Raw genomic sequence first — 20,726 nt, forward strand, 5'->3', positions numbered from 1 at the left:
TGCTGCCGGGTGACCAGGCATTGGGTAGCGTCGTCAGGCGCCAACGGGTGAGATCGAATGATGGGAATAGACGATGAACATTGACCTTGACGGGCTTTTGAGCCGCTTGCGCACCGACGCCGTTCACCCAGGGCTTTCCGGTCTGGAGGAGGCTGTGTTCAGGCGCATTGCGGCGCGTCCGCAAGTTTCCACCGCGCAGCAGCTGACCCTTGGCATGGTGGCGGCGTTCGGCGCTGTATTGCTCGGCGTCGCCAGCAATGGTCTTGCAACGCCGGCCGAAGCGTCCGTGACATTATCTCCATTTGGGCCGTCCAATCCGCTTGCGCCATCGACGCTGTTGGTGGGATCGCGATGAAGGCCAAGCTGCTTTTGCTGGTCGCAGTGGTGGCCTTTATCGCGGCGGTCGCTGGCGTCTTTCTGGGCCGGTATTTCTTTCCGCAACCGGTGGCTGCGGGTGTCGAACTGCATGAGGTGTTGCACGGAAAACTTGATCTGGACGCTCGTCAAAAGAGCCAGATCGATCTTCTTGAACAGCGTTTTGCTGTCCGCCGGCGGGCACTCGAACTTGAATTGCGGGCCGACAACGCACGGCTTGCAGATGCCATTGAAGCCGAGCACGGCAACGGTCCGCGGGTAACAGCCGCTGTCGATCAATCACACCAGGCAATGGGCGAACTTCAGAAAGAGACGCTTGGCCACATCTTCGCCATGCGCCAGATCCTGCGCCCGGATCAGGCCAGGACGTTCGATCAGGCGGTGGTTCATGCGCTCACCGACGACGTACGGTGAGTCTGGATCTCAAGGCGTGTTCGGACGGTGAACTCGCGGCGTTGACCTTGGGTGGTCGCCAGGCGGCGTTCGCCGAGATTATGCATCGCCATCAGACACCGATTTTCCGTCTGGTTCGCGGTCTCGTGGTCAACGCGGACGAGGCGCTTGATCTGACGCAGGATTGCTTTGTCTCCGCCTTCGGCCATTTGCAGAAATATGATGGCGATCGCCCGCTGCGCGCCTGGCTGTCGCGCATCGCGATCAACAAATGCCGAGATTGGCGTCGCCGGCAGAAAGTGCGGCGATTGTTCACTTTCGGAGCGGGTCCAACAGAGCAGGAGCGCGAAGCGGTCCCGGACGATAGCCCCTCTGCCCATGAAACGGTCTCGGGAAGGATGGAGCTCGCACGCCTCAATGCGGCGATCGCACAGCTTTCGGCTCCGTTGCGCGAGGTACTCTTGCTGAGGACGGTAGAGGGAATGACCCAGGCGGAAACTGCGGCCGCGCTTGCGATCAGTGGCAAGGCTGTCGAGACGCGCCTGTACAGGGCTCGAAGCCGGCTCGCGGAAATATTGGCGGATTGATGAGGGGTCCGCCCAGGTCGTGCGTAAGCCTCAGAGAGTATGGTGCATAAGGCGTTCGCTGAGCCTTGCGCCTGATTTTGAACAAGGGAGACGACATGAGCCCGGTATTGACCCGCCGCGATTTAATCCGGGGAGCCTCGCTTGCTGGCGGTGGCTTGGCATTGTCCGCGTGGATGCCGGCATGGGCGCAGCCCGTATCAACCGGCATCGCGACGCCGCTCCCGACGGTTTCCGGCAATGACATCGAGCTTAAAATTGCTCAGCAGATGATGACGATCGACGGTCGGAAAATGCGGGCCATTGGCGTCAACGGCACAGTTCCGGCGCCGTTGATCCGGCTGCGCGAGGGACAGACTGTTCGCCTGCATGTGACCAACGATCTCGATGAGGATAGCTCGATACACTGGCATGGCGTGCTGGTGCCGCCGCAATTCGATGGCGTGCCGGGTATATCCTTCCCGGGCATTCGGCCCAAAACCACTTTTGTCTATGAATTTCCGATCATCCAGAACGGCACCTATTGGTATCATAGCCATTCGGGCCTTCAGGAGCAGCTGGGGCATTATGGTCCGATCGTGATCGACCCTGCCGGTGTTGACCCGGTGAAATATGACCGCGAGCATGTCATCGTGCTGGCCGATCACAGCGCCATTTCGCCAGAAGCGATCTTTCGGGCGATGAAAGTGGACCCCGGGCATTTCAACTTCCAGCGCCAGACGCTTGCCGGTCTGCTGTCCAAGCGCGACCAGGCTCTGAAGGATCGCCTCGATTGGGGCAAGATGCGGATGGATCCAACCGATATTTCCGACGCGACGGGTTCGGCTTATACCTACATCGTCAATGGCTACGGGCCTCGAGACAATTGGACCGCTCTGTTCACGCCGGGCGAACGCGTCCGGCTGCGCTTCATCAACGCCTCGGCGATGACGACCTTCAATGTGCGGATACCGGGCCTCCCGCTGACGGTGGTGCAGGCTGACGGCCAGAATGTGCGGCCCGTGATGGTCGAAGAATTCCAGATCGGAGTGGCTGAAACCTACGACGTGATCGTTACTCCGCCCGATGATCGCGCCTACACGCTGGTCGGTGAGGCCATCGACCGTTCAGGCATGGCGCGGGCCACGCTCGCGCCGCGTGCTGGGATGACGGCCGAAGTGCCGCCGCTGCGTGAACGGCCGCTCGCCACGATGAAAGACATGGGCATGGACATGTCATCGATGCCGGGCATGGAAGGCATGGACATGTCCGGAGGCGGCATGTCGCCGATGCGGGGCGTCGACCCGACTGCGGAGAAAAATGCCTCGGCGAAGCTGACGGTGGCTGGTGCCGGGGCCATGGCCATGGGCGCGGCTCCTGGCGGGACCGCCATGGCGGGCATGGATCATTCCAATATGGCGGGCATGGCGGCAGGCGGGGGTGCGATGGCCGGCATGGATCACAGCGCCATGGCGGGGCAGCCGGGCATGGATATGGGCTCCATGGAAATGGGGCCGATGAACATGCGTGACTTTTCAAAAGCGCCGCAGGTCAAAAAGTCACCGGGCGTGCAGACGATCTCGCCTATGCCGATGGACCGCACCGGAGAGCCCGGTCAGGGTCTCGAGAATGTCGGCCACAAGGTTCTCGTTTACAAGGATCTCATGGCGCTGGAGCGCAATCCTGACGTGCGTGCTCCGGACCGCAGTCTCGATATCCATCTCACCGGCAACATGGAGCGGTTCATGTGGTCGTTCGACGGCGAGAAGATGTCGGATGTGCATGACCCGATCCCCTTCATCGAGGGTGAGAGGGTTCGGATCAATCTGATCAACGACAGCATGATGGGTCATCCGATCCATATCCACGGCCACTTTTTTGAACTGGTCACGGGTCATGGCGATCATGCGCCGCGCAAGCACACGGTCATCGTGCAGCCGGGCGGGAAGGTCACATGGGATTTTACCGCTGATGCGGTCGGCGACTGGGCGTTCCACTGCCATCTTCTCTACCACATGCACGCCGGGATGATGCGCGTCGTCAGTGTGCGGCCGAAGGGAGACGCAGCATGAAGCGCGTTTTGACGACACTGCTCGGCGGGTCGGCGATGTTGCTCGCCATTCCGGTAACCGCGCAAGCCCAGTCGATGCAGGGCATGGATCATTCCAGCATGCCCGGTATGGCGATGCCCGCGAAAAAACCGGCTTCCCCCAAGCCTGCCAAAAAGCCTGCGGCAAAGAAGCCGGCTCCTAAAAGGGCCGCGCCGGTCAGAGTGGCCCCGGCAAAGCCCGCGGCTCGCCAGGATATGGAAGGCATGGATCATTCGACCATGCCTGGAATGGCGATGCCTCAGCCGGGACCAGCAGCCGCGGCAACGGCGCCGACTATGGACCATGGCGCGATGCCGGGCATGGATATGGGCAACAGCGGTTCTACACCGATGGCTGGCAGCATGCCCGGCATGAATATGTCCGGGGATCATGGTGGCCACGATATGGCTGCCATGCCGGGCATGGAAATGACCGGAACCGCACTCCCGGCCGGAAATGCCCCTGCGCCAAAGCCTCCCATGGACCACTACGCCGATCGGCAGTTCCCGCCCGCTGCGATGACACAGTCGCGAATGGCTATGATGCACGAGCAGGGGGGGCAAGCCTTCTATCAAATCATGTTCAATATCGCGGAGTATCAGGTTCGCAATGGGCGTGACGGCTACCGCTGGGATGGAGAGGCTTGGTATGGCGGGGACGTCAATCGGTTGACGCTGAAGAGCGAGGGCGAGGGTGTCCTTGGCGGTCCTGGCGGATCGTTCATGGAGACCGCCGAGGTCCAGGCGCTCTACAGCCGGGCGATCGATCCGTATTGGAACCTCCAAGCTGGCGTTCGATACGATTTCAAGCCCAATCCGTCCCGAACATACGCTACTGTCGGGGTGGAGGGCCTCGCACCCTATTGGTTTGAAACCGAAGCGGCTCTATTCCTTTCCAACAAGGGTGAAGTTCTCGGTCGTGTTGAGGGTTATTATGACCAGCGCATCACGCAGCGAATCATTCTGCAGCCCCGAATTGAACTGAATCTCTCCGCGCAGGACGTGCCTGAGACACGGATTGGGTCTGGAATCTCCAACGCCGAGTTCGGATTGCGCCTGCGCTATGAGATCCGACGGCAGTTTGCGCCTTACATTGGCGTATCCTACGATCGAAAACTGGGCAAAACTGCCGACTATGCAAGGGCTGATGGTGAACGCATTAAGGCGACCAGCTTCGTCATTGGTGTGAGGACCTGGTTTTGAGCGTTGTCAGTGGAGTCAACGAAGGGGACGTAACATGATGAAAACGTGGATGCGAGCCTCGCGGTGCAGACGATAGTCGGCAGCACGGCCATGTATCTTGTCATGTTCTTCGTGGACGACAGGCTCGGCAGCTCTACAACAATCTGAACATGTTCTGCATGTCCCAGAGATGGTTGCGCTGAGAAAGGTCGCCAGGCGCCGTATGTTGGCCCAGAGGGATAAAGCTGCGCTGTGCAATGAGTTTATTCGGTCCCAGAGACAGGAAATTGACCAGGTGAAGGCGCTTCTTGCCCGCAATATAGTGTCGCAAGAGTGGTGCTATCGGCTCGACCGGCAACGCGCCTGCATGAAATCGAAGGAGCTACCATGATCAGCATCCGTACCCTCGCCGCCGCTTTGGCACTTGCCGTTCCGGTCGCAGCGATGGCGGCGAACCCGATTGTGGTTCACCGCGATCCTGGCTGCGGTTGCTGTGAGAAATGGGCGGCGCAGGTACGCGCGCAGTTCGGCCGGCAGGTGCAGATCATCGACGATGCCGGCCGCGCCGGCTTGAGCAGGCGTGCCGGCGTGCCCTCAGACCTGGCTTCTTGTCATACCGCCACCATCGACGGGATGACCTTTGAGGGCCATGTTCCGATCTCCGACATGAAGCGCGTGCTGGCCCAGCATCCCAAAGGCATCACCGGGCTCGCCGTTGCGGGGATGCCGATGGGATCGCCGGGCATGGAGATGGCAGGCATGAAGGGCCAGCCTTACGATGTCATCGCCTTTGGCCCCGAAGGGCGTCGCGTCTTTGCGCACCACAGTTGATCGCAGGCATCGACGCTTCGCTGATTCCGAAGCCATCGCCGGGTGGGTGTTGGTCTCGTCTTGCCGCCCGGTGTCAGAACGGCTTGCGCCCGGTATAGAGCGAGATCGAGCCGGTCGGCGTCTGGACGACGCGAACTTCGGCGACATTTTCGAAGCCGGCGTCGGCGATGAGCTCCGGCAGGATGCCCTTTGCGTTGAGCCCGGTGCGCTCCCAGCCGTCGAGCGCCTGCACCTGACGAAACAGCGTTCGCATCAACAAGGTACGCTGAAGTCCGTAATCGGCAATCGCCACGAGGCCACCTGGGCAAAGCGTTCGTGCCATGGCCCGAAGGATGGCCGATTTCACCGGCAGGTCGCATTGATGCAGCACGAGGCTCGACACGATCTTGTTGGCGATCGTGCCGACCAGGACGTCGACCTGGTCGCCGAAACCTCGAACCCACTCGCTTTCTACGCCGGCCGTTTGTGCCTTTTGCCGCGCCAGCGCGAGAGCGGCAGGATCCGGATCGACCCCGATCACGCGTGCCGTGGGGACAGCCTGTTTGATCGCGATCAGCTGCGAGCCCGTGCCGGCGCCCACATCGACGATGACATCGCCCGCCTCGGGTGCAATCGACTCGAGCAATGCGCTGCGCCACCGACGCTCGCGGGTCATGACCGCAATCACCCGGTCATAGTCGCCCGTCAGGCCAGACAGCCCGAGTGCGGGGACGAAGGTTGGACTGTCATTCACCGTTATGCCTCCATGTGCTTCATGGCGATCGCAGCACCCCGAGTCTTGAACCTTTCGCTTGCATCTTCAGTTTCGCGACGGGAGTAAGCTCCGATGCCAAGCTATGGCGATTTGTGGACCGGCCATGTCCGCCTGGGCGACGGATGGGCGTGGTTCGAGGGTCGTTGCGGCGACACCCGACCCCATCGCCATCTCGCCGCGCAGATGATCGTCGGACTGTCCGAGCCGATCCATGTCGAGACGATCGCAGGTTCGTTGACTGGACCTGCCGTGCTGGTGCGCGCAGGCGCGCTTCACGCGGTTCGTCCCACCGCGACGCATGCGAGGGTGATCTATGCGCGATCCTTCAGCCCGCTGGGTATTGCCTGGTCCAGGCTTGGGGACGGTAAGGACGCGGCGTCGCCACCGGCAGCGCTATCCGAGCAGTTGCGCAGCTCCGATGACCTCGCTGGAACGCTTTACGAGCTTGCAGCGGCCTGCCCGACACCGCCGATCGACGCGCGCCTTTGCGAGGCATTGCGGCGCCTGAAGGACGCACGAGTGGACATAGCCGATCTAGGTGAAATCGCGCGCGCTGTCGGAGTCTCTGAACCGCGGTTGCGTGCGCTTGCCGCGGAGCAGTTGGGCGCACCGCTCTCACACTGGCGGCTATGGTTCATGCTCGAGCAGGGCCTGCGATCACTTGGCGCGGGCGCGCCCCTTGTGGCAGCCGCAGCGGATGCGGGGTTCAGCGACCAGGCGCATCTCTCTCGTACGATGCGGCGGTTCATGGGCGTCACACCAAGGACCGCGGCATTGGCGATGGCCTCCCGCTGACGGCAGCATCGACCAGGGTCGAGCGACCGAGCCTTGGGTGGAATACGTATAGTGGCTGTCTTCGATCCGGCCCAAATTTGGGGGGAAAGGAAGCCGTCATGACCGATGCAAGCAAGCTCAGTGTGATACGATGTGCCGCGAGCAGCGCTGCCGCTCTTTCCACTGTCTTCGTGCTTTGCTGGCTCGCGGCGACTTTGTTCGGTCCGATCGGGTCACACATGTTCGTGACGATGTTCACGACAGCTCCGCCGGGATCGTTCGTCGCGCTTGGGGCGGGGTTGTGCTGGTCGATCGTCTTCGGCGCAGCCGTGGGAGGTCTCTTCGCCGCATTCCACAATTGGATCGGTCATTGGCAGCGTCCCTAGGACGGCGCAGCGCAAGTGAGCAATCAGCAATTTTTAACGAGTTCTATATTCAAGGAAACGTGATCATGGAACGGCAACGACCGGCACATACTGGGAAAAAGAATTTCCTGACGTCGCGCGCGGGCATCGTGATGATAGGCTTTCTTGCGCTCGGTTTCGTGCTGCTGTTCACGGAGCATCGCGCGCATGTACTTGGCGCGCTGCCCTTTCTGCTGCTGCTGTCGTGTCCCCTGATGCACCTCTTCATGCATCACGGACATGGGCATGGTCACGATGGAACACCGCAGCCGGGGGCCGGTCGTTCGCCCCGGGAGGGTCAGGGCCAGTGACGGGCCATGCGCAAGCCTATGGTCTGTGGGGCCTCGTCGTCGTCAATGCAGCGGTCTTCATCCTGTTCGCCTACAGTTTCTTCAAGCCGCGAACCACTCGGGACTGGCGATCGTTCAGCGCGTTCAGCGCCTTCCTGGTTGCGCTGTTCGTGGAAATGTACGGCTTCCCATTGACTCTCTATGTCCTGTCCGGGTGGCTGCAGAGCCATTATCCCAATATCGACTGGTTCTCGCATGATGCCGGGCATCTGCTCGAGATGCTCTTCGGCTGGCGGGCGAACCCGCATGCCGGGCCATTCCATATCATGAGCTTTATCCTGATCGGCGGCGGGTTCATCTTGATCTCGACGGGTTGGAAGGCGCTGTACGACGCGCAGAAGGTCCACGAGCTCGCGACCCAGGGGATCTATTCCTATGTGCGGCACCCGCAATATATCGGGTTCATTCTGGTGATGTTCGGGTTCCTGCTGCAGTGGCCGACGATCCTGACGCTTGCGATGTTTCCGGTCCTCGTCGTCATGTATTTGCGGTTGGCGCGGACCGAGGAGCGTGAGGCTCTCGCCGAATTTGATGATGCCTATCGGCGCTACGCAAAGACCGTTCCACCGTTCGTGCCCCACCTCGCGCGCCTGCTCGGGGCGAAGCGTGACGCAGGAGCGGATCAGCGATGAATTCCCTGCCAGCCGGACCGGCGCAAATCCCAGGGGAACCGCTCAGCCGTCCGCCCGGCATCGGGGCGTGGCGTATAGGCCGGCGCGGCTGCACGTACGTGCCGGTCGCCTCGCCGAAATGACTGAAGCTTGAAACCGCGACACCGAGAAGGAGCACTGGCCATGGCAGATCCGCTGAAACCGACCACATCGCCGCTTACCGCTGGCAGGAATCCGGCAATCCCCGCGGTCGCCTTTGATGTGGGACTGCGAACATATATGCTCGCAGTCTACAACTACATGGCCAGCGGTCTGTTGTTGACCGGGATCGTCGCGATGTTGGTTGCGAACAGCGCCGCCATACGCGCCGTGTTTTTCGCCGCGAGCGGCACTCCGACGCTGCTCGGATGGATAGCGGTCTTCGCACCGCTCGCCCTGGTCTTTACGCTAAGCTTCGGTATCAATCGGCTGTCCGAGAGCACCGTCAAGGCACTGTTCTGGACCTATGCGATCCTGATGGGCGTATCGCTGTCGACCATCCTCCTCGCCTATACCGGCGTGAGTGTCGCGCGCACATTCTTCGTTACGGCCGCAGCCTTCGGAGGTTTGAGCCTGTGGGGCTATACAACCAAGAGGAACCTGTCGGCGTTCGGGACCTTCCTGATCATGGGCGTCGTCGGCCTGCTCATCGCCATGGTCGTCAACATGTTCCTGCGGTCGTCCACTTTGGATCTCATCGTCAGCGCGATCGGCGTGCTTCTGTTTGCGGGCCTGACTGCCTTCGACACGCAAAAGATCAAGAGCGTCTACTTCGATGTGGCCGGTACCGAGTTTCGCGGTAAGGCGGTCGTGATGGGAGCGCTGACGCTCTATCTCGACTTCCTCAACCTGTTCCTGTTCCTGCTGCGCTTCATGGGTGATCGGCGGCAATAGGTCAGCCGGGATGACCGGCCGACACGCGCAGGCCTTGGCGGCGGGCGCATCTATGGCTGCCGACACGTCGGCGGCGGCTTGCCTCGATTTCGGAGACCTGCCTTGAAGACGTCCACCTTCGATCTGCGTGGATCATTCGAATCGCTCGACCATCTCGGCGTCGAAAAGCAGTTGCTGCGGGTTCCCGGCGTGACGCAGGTCTCCGCGAACGCCGCCTCCGACAGCGTCACCGTCAGCTTTGATGAAGCGCGCACCAGCGAAACCGCGATAGAGGAGCAGATCGCGGCATGCGGTTTCCATTGCGGCGGCCGGCTCGTCCCGCGGCACGTGTGCGTGATCGGAAGCACAACCCAGTCCTCTGTCTTGCCCGACGCGACGCATCCTCCCGATCATCGTTCCGATGGTGTCGCCGCAAGATCGGTTGCTCCCGATCGCAAGCCGGTGACGGCCGAACACGACGCCATGGCGCACGAGATGGGCCATGGCGACGGCAAGGACATGGCGGCTATGGCGCGCGACATGCGCAACAGGTTTATCGTCAGCCTCGTTTTTGGCCTGCCGATCTTTGCGCTGTCGCCAATGGGTCTGGACCATCCCCTTCTGAAACCGATGTTCGGACTCAGTCTCGACCTGACCCTGTTCCTGCTTGCCAGCGCCGCGATCCTCTATCCGGTCTGGCCCTTCGTGGTCGCCGCGATCCGCGCGCTTCGGAACGGTGTGCTGAATATGGCGGTGCTCGTCCTGTTGAGCGTCGGCACCGGTTATCTGTTCAGCGTGGCGTCGACATTCCTGTTCAAGGGCCAGCAATTTTACGAGGCTTCCGCGGTCCTGCTCATCTTCATTCTGCTCGGCCATTGGCTGGAGATGCGCGCTCGCGCCGGCGCGTCCCAGGCAATCCGCGCGCTCATGGATCTGGCGCCGCCCATGGCGACCGTGCAGCGCGACGGAAAGGACGTCGAAGTGCCGACCGCCGAGGTGCTGGCCGGCGATGTTGTGCTGATCCGGCCGGGCAACAAGATTCCCGTCGACGGCGAAATCCTCGAAGGCAAATCTGAGGTCGATGAGTCGATGCTCACGGGCGAATCGATGCCGGTGTCGAAGGCGGCCGGCGACACCGTGATCGGCGCGACGATCAACCGCAGCGGTAGCTTCCGCTATCGCGCGACCAAGGTTGGCGCCGACACCGCGCTCGCCCAGATCGTCAAGCTCGTCCAGGAAGCGCAGAACTCGAAGGCGCCGGCACAGCTGCTCGCCGACCGGGCATCGCAGTGGCTGGTGCTCGCGGCAATTCTGATCGGTCTCGCGACGTTCGCCATCTGGTACTGGATTCTGGGTGGGACATTGCTGTTTGCGCTGACCATGACGATAACCGTTTTCGTGATCGCCTGCCCGGACGCCCTTGGCCTTGCCACGCCAATGGCGATAATGGTCGGTACCGGCCTTGGCGCGATGAACGGCATCCTGTTCAAGAATGCCAGCGCGCTCGAGGATGCGACCAAGCTTGACGTCATCGTGTTCGACAAGACGGGGACCCTCACCATGGGCCGGCCCAATGTTGTCGAAGTAGTGACAGCGGAAGGCATCACCCGGGACGAGGTGCTTCGCATCGCCGGTGCGATCGAGCGCAACTCCGACCACCCGCTTGCGCTGGCGGTCCTCGAAGGTGCATCCGGTATCACCCTTCCCGAGACGCGCGATTTTGCCAATATAGAGGGGAAGGGCGCCAGCGCCCAGGTCGAGGGCGCAACCGTGGTGCTTGGCAACCGGCGTCTCATGGATGAAGGAAAAGTAGCGCTGGGAGCCCTCGAGGAACCTGGCGAGCGCCTGAAAGGGGCGGGGCGCACCGTTGTCCATGTTGCGCGCGGCGGCGAGATTCTCGGGTTGATCGCCATAGCGGATGCGGCGCGGCCAACCGCGAAGGCGACCGTCGCGGCGCTTCGGGAGCGCGGCGTCAAGGTCGCGATGATTACCGGCGACAACGCCGGCACGGCCAAGCGAATCGCCGATGAGCTTGGCATCGACATCGTCCTTGCCGATGTGCTTCCCGGTCAAAAGGCGGAGAAGGTCAAGGAGCTGCAGGCCCAGGGCCAGCGTGTCGGCATGGTCGGTGACGGGGTCAACGATGCCCCCGCGCTTACCCAGGCCGACGTAGGATTTGCGATCGGGGCGGGCACCGACGTCGCGATGGAAAGCGCCGATGTCGTCCTGATGAAGAGCGACCCCTATGATATTGTCGGTGCCATAGCGCTCTCACGCGCCACGCTTCGCAAGATGCACCAGAATCTGTGGTGGGCAGTCGGCTACAATGTGATCGCCTTTCCACTCGCGGCGGGTGTGCTCTATCCGGTGCTGCTGAGCCCCGAGGTCGCTGCGCTGGCTATGTCGGGCAGCTCCGCACTCGTCGCGGTCAACGCGCTGCTGCTGAAGCGGACCCGGCTGGCGGGTATCAGTCGGGGCGGCATGAGTCGGGCCTCAGCGGTGGAGCACAATGCCGTTGGTGCCGCTGTTTGAGACCGGCCCACGAGTGCGACCCCGGCCCTCGCGGCCCGCTATCTTGGTGTGCATGATTGCCGACAGGAGAAAGAACCGGTGGTGAAGGCGAAGAACGAACCCCGTTACGCCGAGCAGTTGCGCGCGCTCCAGATCGGGCTCACCGCCCTGCAGCGGGGAATCATCGAGGATGGCCGCAAGGTGCTGGTCATCGTCGAAGGGCGCGACGCAGCCGGCAAAGACGGCACGATAAAGCGTGTCGTCGAGCATCTGAGCCCGCGCGAAACCCGGGTGGTGGCACTCGGCCCCCCATCGGATCACGATCGCGGGTCGTGGTATTTCCAGCGCTGGGTCCCTCATCTGCCGGCTACCGGCGAGATCGTCCTGTTCAATCGTAGCTGGTACAATCGCGCCGGCGTGGAGCGCGTGATGGGCTTTTGCACCGACAAGGAATATGAGGAGTTTCTGACGACCGTCCCAATGTTCGAGCAGTTGCTCGAACATTGCGGGGTCACGCTGGTAAAATATTATCTCGATATCTCGAGGGCGGAACAGAAGAAACGCCTGACCGCCCGACGCGAGGATCCGCTCAAACAGTGGAAGATCAGCCCGATCGACGACCAGGCGAACAAGCGCTGGAAGGCCTACAGCAAGGCGCGCGATGCAATGCTCGCCCGCACGCACAGCATCGCGGCACCCTGGACGGTGGTTCGCGGGGACGACAAGCACCAGGCACGCCTCGCGCTGATCAGGGATCTGCTGACCCGGCTGGGAGAAACGGATTCTGATCGCTATGGCCACCCTGATCCCAACACCGCCTTCCTTTATGACGATGCCGCCCGAGAACAGGGGCTGATCGCGCCGTGAGCGAGCCTCTTGCGTCATCACGCGGCGGGCGAAGTCGTTGCCGCTCACGTGAAATGAAATTTGCATGAGCCAAAGAAGGATCAGGCTATGTTCTGGGTCCAGTTTCTATTCCAGGGAAGCTCGATAGCGTGCCGAGCCTAGAGGAAGCCCGAGTCTCAGACCTCCAGAACGGACGTTCGGAATGCGTTTGCGTAACCTTGGATCGCGCCGCCCTGAGCGACGCACTCGTCCGGGAGACGGGCGATCTGGCAATGCGAGCGTCATATCTGGAAACGCGTCCGCATCTATTCTCGGACGTCGCGGTGTTCATCAATGTGTCCCAACTCGCCGGGATGCAGCGCATCATCGCCGCGATCGAGACGGTCGCCCGCCACCCGGATTATCTGGCAGCCACCATGGCCTGGGCGCCAGTAAGTGCCCGACAGGACTTTGGTCCGCACGGCGTCTTCATGGGCTATGACTTCCATCTGAGCGAGCGCGGCCCGGCCCTGATCGAAATAAATACCAATGCAGGAGGAGCAATGTTGAATGCCGTGCTCGCGCGGGCACAACGAGTCTGCTGTCCTTCCGAGCCGACAGATTTTCTTCGCGCAGATCCGTTTGAGTCCGTGGTCGCGGCCATGTTCTCGAAGGAATGGCGCTATCAACGCGGCAGCGGCGAACCGGTCTCCATCGCCATCGTCGATGACGATCCCGTATCGCAATATCTGTTTCCCGAGTTTCTGTTGACCCGCCATTTGCTGGAGCGGGCCGGCCATAGCGTCTGCATCGCCGATCCTTCTGAATTCGCCTATGCGTCCGGCACTCTTCGCTATGGGGACCGGAATGTGGATCTCATCTACAACCGGCTCGTCGATTTCTCGCTCGATCGACCCGAGCACTCGGCATTGCGAGCGGCATATCTCGACGGCTCGGTGGTCGTAACGCCCAATCCCCATGTCCACGCGAAATTCGCCGACAAGCGCAATCTCACCCTGCTGTCCGACACCGCGCAGCTGCGGGAATGGGGTTTCGACCCGGCAATTGTCGACACGCTTGTTGCCGGGATTCCGGCAACCGAACGGGTCGACAAGGCTTCCGCCGAGCGGCTTTGGGCGGGCCGCAGGCAATTCTTCTTCAAGCCGGCCGGAGGGTATGGGAGCAAAGCGGCCTATCGTGGCGACAAGCTGACGAAATCGGTGTGGGCCGAGATCCTGGAGAGCGACTATGTCGCCCAAGCCTATGTGCGACCAAGCGAGCGGATCATCCGGCTGGATGGAGAGACGGTTAAGCGCAAGATCGACGTTCGTCTCTACACCTATGATGGGGAGCCGCTTGTTGCCGCAGCGCGACTATATCAGGGCCAAACCACCAATATGCGCACCGCCGGTGGTGGGTTCGCGCCTGTTCTGCTGATGGCCGCCGACGATTCGCCGCAGGACTGCGACAGGTGCGCCACTGGCGAGGCGTGAGCCGGACAGAACAGCGAAACTGGCGTCCTGAAAGTCGGGATACATCGGACTTCGCCAGACCGGATTGCATTAGCGATCCGGCGAAGCCGCGGCGCAGAGACGAGCATCCGTATAGTCCCGCATATCGATGCCGCCCGATCTCGCTTTAGCTCCCGTCATGAGAAGCTTGAGATGAGCAGCGCGGCACCCGACATCGATAAGGCGAGCGGACGCGTTTGCGCGATCCGCGGTCCCGTGCTCGACGTGGAATTTGCCGCCGGCTCGCTTCCGCCGGTCAACGATGCGCTGTGCATCGTAACCCCAACAGGGAAGCACATCGCCGAGGTGCAGAGCCATGTCGATGCGCGCACCGTGCGAGCGGTCGCACTCCAGACCACCAGCGGACTCGCGCGCGGCGCCCACGTCGAGGCCACGGGTGCAGCGATCATGGTCCCGGTCGGCGATGCGGTTCTGGGCCGCCTGCTCGATGCCACCGGCGTCATCGGCGACGGCGGGGCGGCGCTTCCAGTGGACGTTCCGCTTCGCCCAATCCATCGCCAACCGCCGCCACTCGATGCCCAGAGCACAGCGACGACGATGTTCGAGACCGGGATCAAGGTGATCGATCTGCTTGCGCCCCTCGCGCAGGGCGGCAAGGCGGCGATGTTCGGTGGCGCCGGGGTCGGCAAAACCGTGCTGGTGATGGAACTGATCAACGCAATGGTCGCACGTTACGAGGGCGTGTCGGTGTTTGCTGGTATCGGCGAGCGCTCGTGCGAAGGGCATGAACTGCTCACCGACATGCGCACTTCCGGCGTGATCGCGAAGACCGTGCTGGTCTTCGGACAGATGAACGAGCCGCCGGGCGCGCGCTGGCGGGTCGGTCTGACCGCGCTTACCATCGCCGAATATTTTCGCGACGAGCAGAAACGCAATGTGCTGCTGTTGATGGATAATGTCTTCCGCTTCGTCCAGGCGGGCAGCGAAGTTTCGGGGCTCTTAGGGCGGATGCCGTCGCGGGTCGGCTATCAGCCGACGCTCGCGAGCGAAGTCGCGGCGCTCCAGGAGCGGATCGCCTCGGTCGCGGGCGCATCGGTGACCGCGATCGAAGCGGTCTATGTGCCTGCGGATGATTTCACCGATCCGGCCGTGACGGCGATCTCGGCGCATCTCGACAGCAATGTGCTCCTGTCACGCACGATGGCCGCGGAGGGCATGTACCCGGCGATCGATCCGCTTGCCTCCACCTCGATCCTGCTCGATCCGCTGGTCGTGGGCGAGGACCATTATGCGCTGGCCCAAAAGGTCCGCGAGACGATCGCTCATTATCGCGAGCTGCAGGACATCATCGCGCTGCTCGGCATGGAGGAGCTGGGACAGGAGGATCGGCTGATCGTTGGCCGTGCCCGCCGACTCCAGCGCTTCCTGACGCAGCCTTTTGTCGTAACACAGGCTTTTACAGGCCAGCCCGGACGATCGGTGCCGCTCCACGCCACACTCGATGGCGTGCGCGCTATCCTCGGTGGCGAGACCGACGACTGGCACGAAAGTGCCTTCTATATGGTCGGAGACCTGGAAGAGGCGCGCGGCAAGGTGGGGCCCAAGCCATGAGGCTGCGCATCACTGATCCCACCGCGATCATGGTCGACCGGGAGGTCGCCGCAATCCGCGCCGAGGATGCGACGGGCAGCTTTGGGATCCTGAACGGTCACGCCGATTTCCTGACCGCGCTCGATATCTCGGTCGTCTCCTGGCGCGACATGGACGGGCGCGCCGGCTACTGCGCGGTGCGCAACGGCATTCTGACGGTGAGTGGCGGCAATGACGTCTCGATCGCGACGCGCGAGGCGCATGTCGGCGATGATCTCGACGAACTCGAGACGGTAGTGCTTAGGGGTTACCGTGAGCGCGGCGATGCCGAACGCAGCGGTCGCACCGCCGCGACGCGGCTGCGCATGCGCGCGATCCGGCGCATGGTCGAGGCGCTGCAGGGCGTGCCGGCGGAGATCGGTCTATGACCCAGGATCTGCCACCCGAGCAGGAACGGCTCGTGGACGCGGTCAAACAGCGCGCTGAACGTCGACGCAGGGCGCGGGGATTGCCCTCCTTTGCGCGCAATTTCGGCCAGATCGGCGTGCTTGGCTGGCAGGTCGTCGTGCCGGCGTTAATTGCGCTCGCGATCGGCCGCTGGCTCGACCATCGGCTGTCCAGCGGTATCTTCTGGACCGCGCCGCTGCTGATCCTTGGCGTGAGCCTCGGCTGCTGGTCGGCCTGGAAGTGGATCGGGCGGCAATGACGCCCTGGGCCGTCCTCCTGTTTCTGCTGCTCGGCGCCGCTGCCGGAACAGCACATTACCTGGCTATCGCGAAGGATGCTGACCTGCTCGTCCATGGCGGATCGATTATGCTGTCGCTCGGCCTGCGGCTCGGTCGGATGCTTCTGACGCTCGGCGTGCTGCTCGTTGCCGCAAGGCAGGGCTGGGTGGACCTACTCGCGGCTGCGGCCGGGTTCATGGCGGCGCGACAGGTCGTGCTGCACCGACTGAAAGCGGTGTCGTGAAGTTCGCCTCTCCGCTCGAAAGCCATATCCTGTTCACGATCGGACCGGTTCCGATCAGCCAGCCGGTCGTCACGACATGGGGCATCATGGCGGTGCTGACGATCGGTTGTTGGCTTCTGACCCGGCGGCTCGGCCTTCGTCCCACCAGGACCCAGGCGGCGCTGGAACTGGTGGTCGAAGTGATCGCGCGCCAGATTCGCGAGACGATGGACGCTGAGCCACGGCCCTATCTGCCCCTGATCGGGACGCTCTTCATCTTCCTGCTCGTCGCAAACTGGTCATCGCTCTTGCCCGGCGTCGAACCGCCTACGGCGGCCCTCGAAACCGATGCGGCGCTGGCCTTGATCGTGTTCGGCGCGACGCTCTGGTTCGGTGTCCGGGCGCTTGGCGCGCGCGGTTATCTGCGCAGTTTCGCGCAGCCGTCGATCCTGCTCGTGCCGCTCAATCTCGTTGAGCTGTTCACCCGCAGCTTCTCCTTGATGGTGCGCCTGTTCGGCAATGTCATGAGCGGCGTGTTCATGATCGGCGTCGTGCTGAGCCTTGCCGGGTTGCTCGTACCGATCCCGCTGATGGCGCTCGAGATGCTGACCGGAGCCGTCCAGGCCTACATCTTCGGCGCGCTCGCAATGGTCTTTATCGGCAGCGCCATCAGCGAAGCGAACCCATCCCCGAAAGCGCCGAACCACGAGGTCTCTTCATGAACTGGATCCACATCGTCAGCATCCTCGGCGCGGCGTTCGCCATCGCCATCGGCGCGATCGCGCCGGCACTCGCCCAAGGCAAGGCGGTCGCCGCAGCGATGGATGCGATCGCTCGCCAGCCTGAGGCGGCGAACACCGTCTCGCGCACCCTGTTCGTGGGCCTGGCCATGATCGAGACGATGGCGATCTATTGTCTCGTGATCGCGCTGCTGCTGCTCTTCGCCAATCCCTTCGCTTGACATGCGTATCGACTGGTGGACGCTGGCGCTGCAGGCGATCAACGTCGTCATCCTCGTCTGGCTGCTCGCACGCTTCCTTTTTCGTCCGGTGATGGGGGCTATCACCGCGCGCCAGACGGCTATGGACCAGCTGCTCGCCGATGCGGAGTCTGCAAAGGCAGCTGCGCTCAAGCTGGAAGCGGATCTTAAGGCGCAGACCGACGCCTTCGCCGCCGATGGAGAGGCACGCCGGTCAGCTTTGCTGGCCAGCATAGAGGCCGAACGCAGCCGCCTCCTTGATGCGGCCACGATCGAGACCGATGCAAAAGCGAAGCAGGCGCTTGCTTCTGTCGAGGACGCGCAAAAGGGCATGGCGACACAGTTAGAGGAAAAAGCGGCCGTGCTCGCGGGACAGATGGCGTCTGCGTTGCTGCGCCGGCTACCGGCCGCGGGCACCACCGATATGATGTTCGCTGCCCTGCTCGAACGGGTCGAACGCTTGCCGGTTGAGGAACGCCGAGCCCTGGCCGGTGACACTCCTCTCGCCATCGTGACGCCGGCCGCGCTCGATGGGGAGACCCAAGCGCGATGCGTGCAAAAGCTCGAAGAGGCACTGCCGGGGCTTGCAGCACCGAACTTCACCGTCGATCCCGCGCTGATTGCCGGGTTCGAGCTCCATGGACCGCACATGCTCGTCCGTAACAGCTGGCGAGCCGATCTCGACACGCAGCTGGCGGCACTCAAGGAGGACGATCATGCCGGGCTCCGCGGATGAATGGCTTGCCCGGGCCGCGACGCGCGTGGCCGCGGCGGAAATCGGCGCACAGGTCCGCCAGATCGGCCGCGTCGAATCAATCCGCGATGGCGTAGCGCTGGTCTCGGGTTTGGCGGAGGCACGGCTCGACGAATTGCTGCAGTTTGCCGGAGGTCAGGCGGGCTTCGTACAAACGCTCGACCGCGATCGCATCGGCTGCGTGATGCTTGAGGATGCTGACAGCATCGAGGCGGGGGACATCGTCTCGGGCACCGGCGCAGTGGTGCGCACGCCGGTGGGGCGAGGACTGCTCGGCCGTATCGTCGATCCACTCGGCCGACCACTCGATGGCGGGGCGGCGATCGTCGCCGAGCGGTTCGAGTCGGTGGAGCGCCCCGCGCCGTCGATCATCGATCGCGACCTCGTCGTTCAGCCGGTGCAGACCGGGATATTGGTCATCGACGCGATGTTCGCGCTCGGCCGCGGCCAGCGCGAGCTGATCCTGGGCGACCGCGCGACCGGCAAGACCGCGCTCGCCGTCGATGCGATCATCAACCAGCGGTCGAGCGACATGATATGCATCTATGTCGCGATCGGCCAGAAATCCTCCAGTGTCGCGCGCGTGATCGATCAGGTGCGCCGCCATGGCGCGCCGGAACGCTGCATCTTCGTGGTCGCGAGCCCGGCTTCCGCACCGGGGTTGCAATGGATCGCGCCGTTTGCCGCGTTCACCATGGCGGAATATTTCCGCGATCAGGGCGGCCATGCGCTCGTTGTGCTCGACGACCTCACCAGGCATGCCGCCACGCACCGCGAGATCGCGCTGCTGACCGGCCAGCCGCCGGGACGCGAGGCCTATCCAGGCGACGTTTTCTACCTCCATTCGCGGCTGCTGGAGCGCGCCGCCCGCATGTCGCCCGAAAAGGGCGGCGGTTCGCTCACGGCGCTGCCGATCGCGGAGACCGATGCCGGCAATGTCAGCGCCTATATCCCGACCAACCTGATCTCGATCACCGACGGGCAGATCGTGCTCGACACCCGGTTGTTCGCCGAAGGCCACAAACCCGCGGTCGATGTCGGCACCAGCGTCAGCCGCGTGGGCGGCAAGACGCAGGCCCGGGCGCTGCGGGACGCGAGCGGCACGATGCGGCTCGACTATGCCCAGTTCCTCGAACTCGAGATGTTCACCCGCTTCGGCGAGCAGCCAGAGCCGCGCGTGAAGGCCCAGATCGAGCGTGGCAGGCGGCTGCGCGCATTACTCTCCCAGCCGCGCTTCCAGCCTCTGCGGGTCGTCGATCAGGTGGCGCTGGCAATCGCGCTCACGGAGGGCCTCCTGGATGCCCTGGCGATCCCCGACATCACTGCGATCCGCGCGACGCTGCCGTCATGGCTCGATGCCAACGCCGCCGAGCTCACAGGGCAGGTCGAGGATAAGGGGACAATGGATGCGACGTTGCGGGCCGCATTGTTGGCGGCCGTGCAACGGATGATCGCCAGTTCCAGCGCTGGCGCCGCGACATGAGCGATCGTCTGGCCACTGTCGGGCGACGGATCGCCACTGTGCGGCAACTCGGTGCGGTGGTCAATGCGATGCGCGGCATCGCCGGCGCCCGTGCCCAGCAGGGCCGCGCGTTGTTGCCCGCGATCCGCGCCTATGCCGCGACGGCGGGTCATGCGATTGGGAAGGCGCGGCAGCTACAGACAGGACCTGCGGCACCGCCGCTGAACAGCGCAAAGGGCAAGACAGGTCTTATCGTCTTCGGCGCAGAGCAGGGGTTCGCGGGCGCCTTTCCAGAGCAGGTCTTGAACGCCGCTGCGAGCGGTTCCCAAGCGGCGCACTTCTTCCTCGTCGGCGACCGTGCCGCCGCGCTTGCTGCCGAGCGGTCACTGCCCGTCGCTTGGGCCACCAGCCTTCCCAGTCGCGCCGCTGCGCTTGCCAATATGGCAACCGAACTGCTTGGCGCCCTCTACGATTATGTGGCCGTGGCCGGCGCGGTCCCGGTCGCAATGATCTATCCGGTCTGGACGGCAGGGCATGGTGCGTCGGTCGTCCGCCGCAGCCTTTTGCCGCTCGATCCCGATATGTTTCCGCCGGAGCCAGTTGGGTCGATACCCCTGATCAATCTGCCGGCAAGCGACCTCGTCGAGCGCTTGGCCCAGGAATATGTCTTCGCCCAGCTGTGCGAAGCGGCCACCGAGGCCTTCGCCGCTGAAAACGAGGCTCGCATGGCGACGATGGCGGCCGCGAAAACCAATATCGACGCCAGACTCCAGGCACTTGAACGCGAGGAACGGCTGACGCGTCAGGAGGAAATCACCGCCGAGGTGGTTGAGCTGGCGGCCGGGGCACGCGCACGCGGCCGAACCAGGGCGGTATCGGAGTAGGGGGCCGAGCTGATGCCGGAAGCGACGTGATTGCCTGGTATAAGTGTGCGGCACTGCCATCCG

General features: G+C 63.1%; 24 protein-coding genes. 23 read left to right on the top strand and 1 reads right to left on the bottom strand.

The window, feature by feature from the left end:
* Positions 1-73: 73 nt before the first annotated feature.
* The 6 genes from CEQ44_RS06520 (at position 74) to CEQ44_RS06550 (ending at position 5,433) form a co-directional block, all read left to right on the top strand.
* Positions 74-355, top strand: a complete 282-nt coding sequence (locus tag CEQ44_RS06520) for a hypothetical protein (RefSeq protein ID WP_024018167.1) — start codon at positions 74-76, stop codon at positions 353-355.
* Positions 352-789: a periplasmic heavy metal sensor gene (locus CEQ44_RS06525; RefSeq protein WP_024018168.1), complete on the top strand. Its 438-nt coding sequence runs from the start codon at positions 352-354 to the stop codon at positions 787-789. The genes CEQ44_RS06520 and CEQ44_RS06525 overlap by 4 nt, the downstream gene beginning before the upstream one ends.
* A complete protein-coding gene (locus CEQ44_RS06530) occupies positions 786-1,355 on the top strand; it encodes an RNA polymerase sigma factor (protein ID WP_024018169.1) in 570 nt (189 codons plus the stop codon). The genes CEQ44_RS06525 and CEQ44_RS06530 overlap by 4 nt, the downstream gene beginning before the upstream one ends.
* 95 nt (positions 1,356-1,450) lie before the next feature.
* Positions 1,451-3,403, top strand: a complete 1,953-nt coding sequence (locus CEQ44_RS06535; protein ID WP_024018170.1) for a copper resistance system multicopper oxidase — start codon at positions 1,451-1,453, stop codon at positions 3,401-3,403.
* Positions 3,400-4,623 (top strand): copper resistance protein B, encoded by a 1,224-nt coding sequence (locus tag CEQ44_RS06540; RefSeq protein WP_031308582.1) that lies wholly within the window; start codon positions 3,400-3,402, stop codon positions 4,621-4,623. Before CEQ44_RS06535 ends, CEQ44_RS06540 begins: the two co-directional genes overlap by 4 nt.
* 366 nt (positions 4,624-4,989) lie before the next feature.
* The gene (locus CEQ44_RS06550) at positions 4,990-5,433 is read left to right on the top strand and encodes a DUF411 domain-containing protein (RefSeq protein WP_088181983.1); all 444 of its coding nucleotides are present in this window, start codon (positions 4,990-4,992) and stop codon (positions 5,431-5,433) included.
* A gap of 73 nt (positions 5,434-5,506) precedes the next feature.
* Here the strand turns inward: CEQ44_RS06550 and CEQ44_RS06555 are convergent, their stop codons facing one another.
* A complete protein-coding gene (locus tag CEQ44_RS06555; protein ID WP_024018175.1) occupies positions 5,507-6,166 on the bottom strand; it encodes a class I SAM-dependent methyltransferase in 660 nt (219 codons plus the stop codon).
* A gap of 93 nt (positions 6,167-6,259) precedes the next feature.
* Here CEQ44_RS06555 and CEQ44_RS06560 point away from each other — a divergent pair, with 93 nt between their 5' ends.
* The 17 genes from CEQ44_RS06560 to CEQ44_RS06640 all read left to right on the top strand — a co-directional run bounded on the left by CEQ44_RS06560 (position 6,260) and on the right by CEQ44_RS06640 (position 20,663).
* Entirely contained in the window at positions 6,260-6,982 is a 723-nt protein-coding gene (locus tag CEQ44_RS06560) for an AraC family transcriptional regulator (protein ID WP_088181982.1), read from the top strand.
* A 98-nt stretch (positions 6,983-7,080) separates the two neighbouring features.
* The gene (locus tag CEQ44_RS06565) at positions 7,081-7,347 is read left to right on the top strand and encodes a hypothetical protein (RefSeq protein WP_024018177.1); all 267 of its coding nucleotides are present in this window, start codon (positions 7,081-7,083) and stop codon (positions 7,345-7,347) included.
* 65 nt (positions 7,348-7,412) lie between these two features.
* Complete coding sequence (locus CEQ44_RS06570) at positions 7,413-7,676, top strand: DUF2933 domain-containing protein (protein WP_024018178.1); 264 nt, start codon at positions 7,413-7,415, stop codon at positions 7,674-7,676.
* Entirely contained in the window at positions 7,673-8,347 is a 675-nt protein-coding gene (locus CEQ44_RS06575) for an isoprenylcysteine carboxylmethyltransferase family protein (RefSeq protein ID WP_024018179.1), read from the top strand. Before CEQ44_RS06570 ends, CEQ44_RS06575 begins: the two co-directional genes overlap by 4 nt.
* A 162-nt stretch (positions 8,348-8,509) precedes the next feature.
* Positions 8,510-9,259: a Bax inhibitor-1/YccA family protein gene (locus CEQ44_RS06580; RefSeq protein WP_024018180.1), complete on the top strand. Its 750-nt coding sequence runs from the start codon at positions 8,510-8,512 to the stop codon at positions 9,257-9,259.
* 102 nt (positions 9,260-9,361) lie between these two features.
* Positions 9,362-11,770 (top strand): cation-translocating P-type ATPase, encoded by a 2,409-nt coding sequence (locus CEQ44_RS06585; RefSeq protein ID WP_024018181.1) that lies wholly within the window; start codon positions 9,362-9,364, stop codon positions 11,768-11,770.
* Between the two features lie 78 nt (positions 11,771-11,848).
* On the top strand, positions 11,849-12,616 hold the full coding sequence (ppk2, locus tag CEQ44_RS06590; RefSeq protein ID WP_024018182.1) for a polyphosphate kinase 2: 768 nt from the start codon (positions 11,849-11,851) through the stop codon (positions 12,614-12,616).
* A gap of 251 nt (positions 12,617-12,867) precedes the next feature.
* Positions 12,868-14,067: a hypothetical protein gene (locus CEQ44_RS06595; protein ID WP_037529501.1), complete on the top strand. Its 1,200-nt coding sequence runs from the start codon at positions 12,868-12,870 to the stop codon at positions 14,065-14,067.
* Between the two features lie 171 nt (positions 14,068-14,238).
* Positions 14,239-15,657 carry a F0F1 ATP synthase subunit beta gene (gene atpD, locus CEQ44_RS06600; RefSeq protein WP_088181981.1) on the top strand — a complete coding sequence of 473 codons (1,419 nt, stop codon included), beginning with the start codon at positions 14,239-14,241 and terminating at the stop codon, positions 15,655-15,657.
* Complete coding sequence (locus CEQ44_RS06605; protein ID WP_024018185.1) at positions 15,654-16,064, top strand: F0F1 ATP synthase subunit epsilon; 411 nt, start codon at positions 15,654-15,656, stop codon at positions 16,062-16,064. Before atpD ends, CEQ44_RS06605 begins: the two co-directional genes overlap by 4 nt.
* Positions 16,061-16,342 (top strand): AtpZ/AtpI family protein, encoded by a 282-nt coding sequence (locus CEQ44_RS06610; protein ID WP_024018186.1) that lies wholly within the window; start codon positions 16,061-16,063, stop codon positions 16,340-16,342. Before CEQ44_RS06605 ends, CEQ44_RS06610 begins: the two co-directional genes overlap by 4 nt.
* A complete protein-coding gene (locus tag CEQ44_RS06615; RefSeq protein ID WP_024018187.1) occupies positions 16,339-16,605 on the top strand; it encodes an ATP synthase subunit I in 267 nt (88 codons plus the stop codon). The genes CEQ44_RS06610 and CEQ44_RS06615 overlap by 4 nt, the downstream gene beginning before the upstream one ends.
* Positions 16,602-17,306, top strand: a complete 705-nt coding sequence (locus CEQ44_RS06620) for a F0F1 ATP synthase subunit A (protein WP_024018188.1) — start codon at positions 16,602-16,604, stop codon at positions 17,304-17,306. Before CEQ44_RS06615 ends, CEQ44_RS06620 begins: the two co-directional genes overlap by 4 nt.
* Positions 17,303-17,545 (top strand): F0F1 ATP synthase subunit C, encoded by a 243-nt coding sequence (locus tag CEQ44_RS06625; RefSeq protein WP_010405656.1) that lies wholly within the window; start codon positions 17,303-17,305, stop codon positions 17,543-17,545. Before CEQ44_RS06620 ends, CEQ44_RS06625 begins: the two co-directional genes overlap by 4 nt.
* A gap of 1 nt (position 17,546) precedes the next feature.
* On the top strand, positions 17,547-18,299 hold the full coding sequence (locus tag CEQ44_RS06630) for a hypothetical protein (protein ID WP_088181980.1): 753 nt from the start codon (positions 17,547-17,549) through the stop codon (positions 18,297-18,299).
* Positions 18,280-19,800: a F0F1 ATP synthase subunit alpha gene (locus tag CEQ44_RS06635; protein ID WP_088181979.1), complete on the top strand. Its 1,521-nt coding sequence runs from the start codon at positions 18,280-18,282 to the stop codon at positions 19,798-19,800. The genes CEQ44_RS06630 and CEQ44_RS06635 overlap by 20 nt, the downstream gene beginning before the upstream one ends.
* On the top strand, positions 19,797-20,663 hold the full coding sequence (locus CEQ44_RS06640) for a F0F1 ATP synthase subunit gamma (RefSeq protein WP_088181978.1): 867 nt from the start codon (positions 19,797-19,799) through the stop codon (positions 20,661-20,663). Before CEQ44_RS06635 ends, CEQ44_RS06640 begins: the two co-directional genes overlap by 4 nt.
* Positions 20,664-20,726 lie beyond the last annotated feature (63 nt).

This window comes from Sphingobium sp. Z007 (assembly GCF_900013425.1).
Taxonomy (GTDB): domain Bacteria; phylum Pseudomonadota; class Alphaproteobacteria; order Sphingomonadales; family Sphingomonadaceae; genus Sphingobium.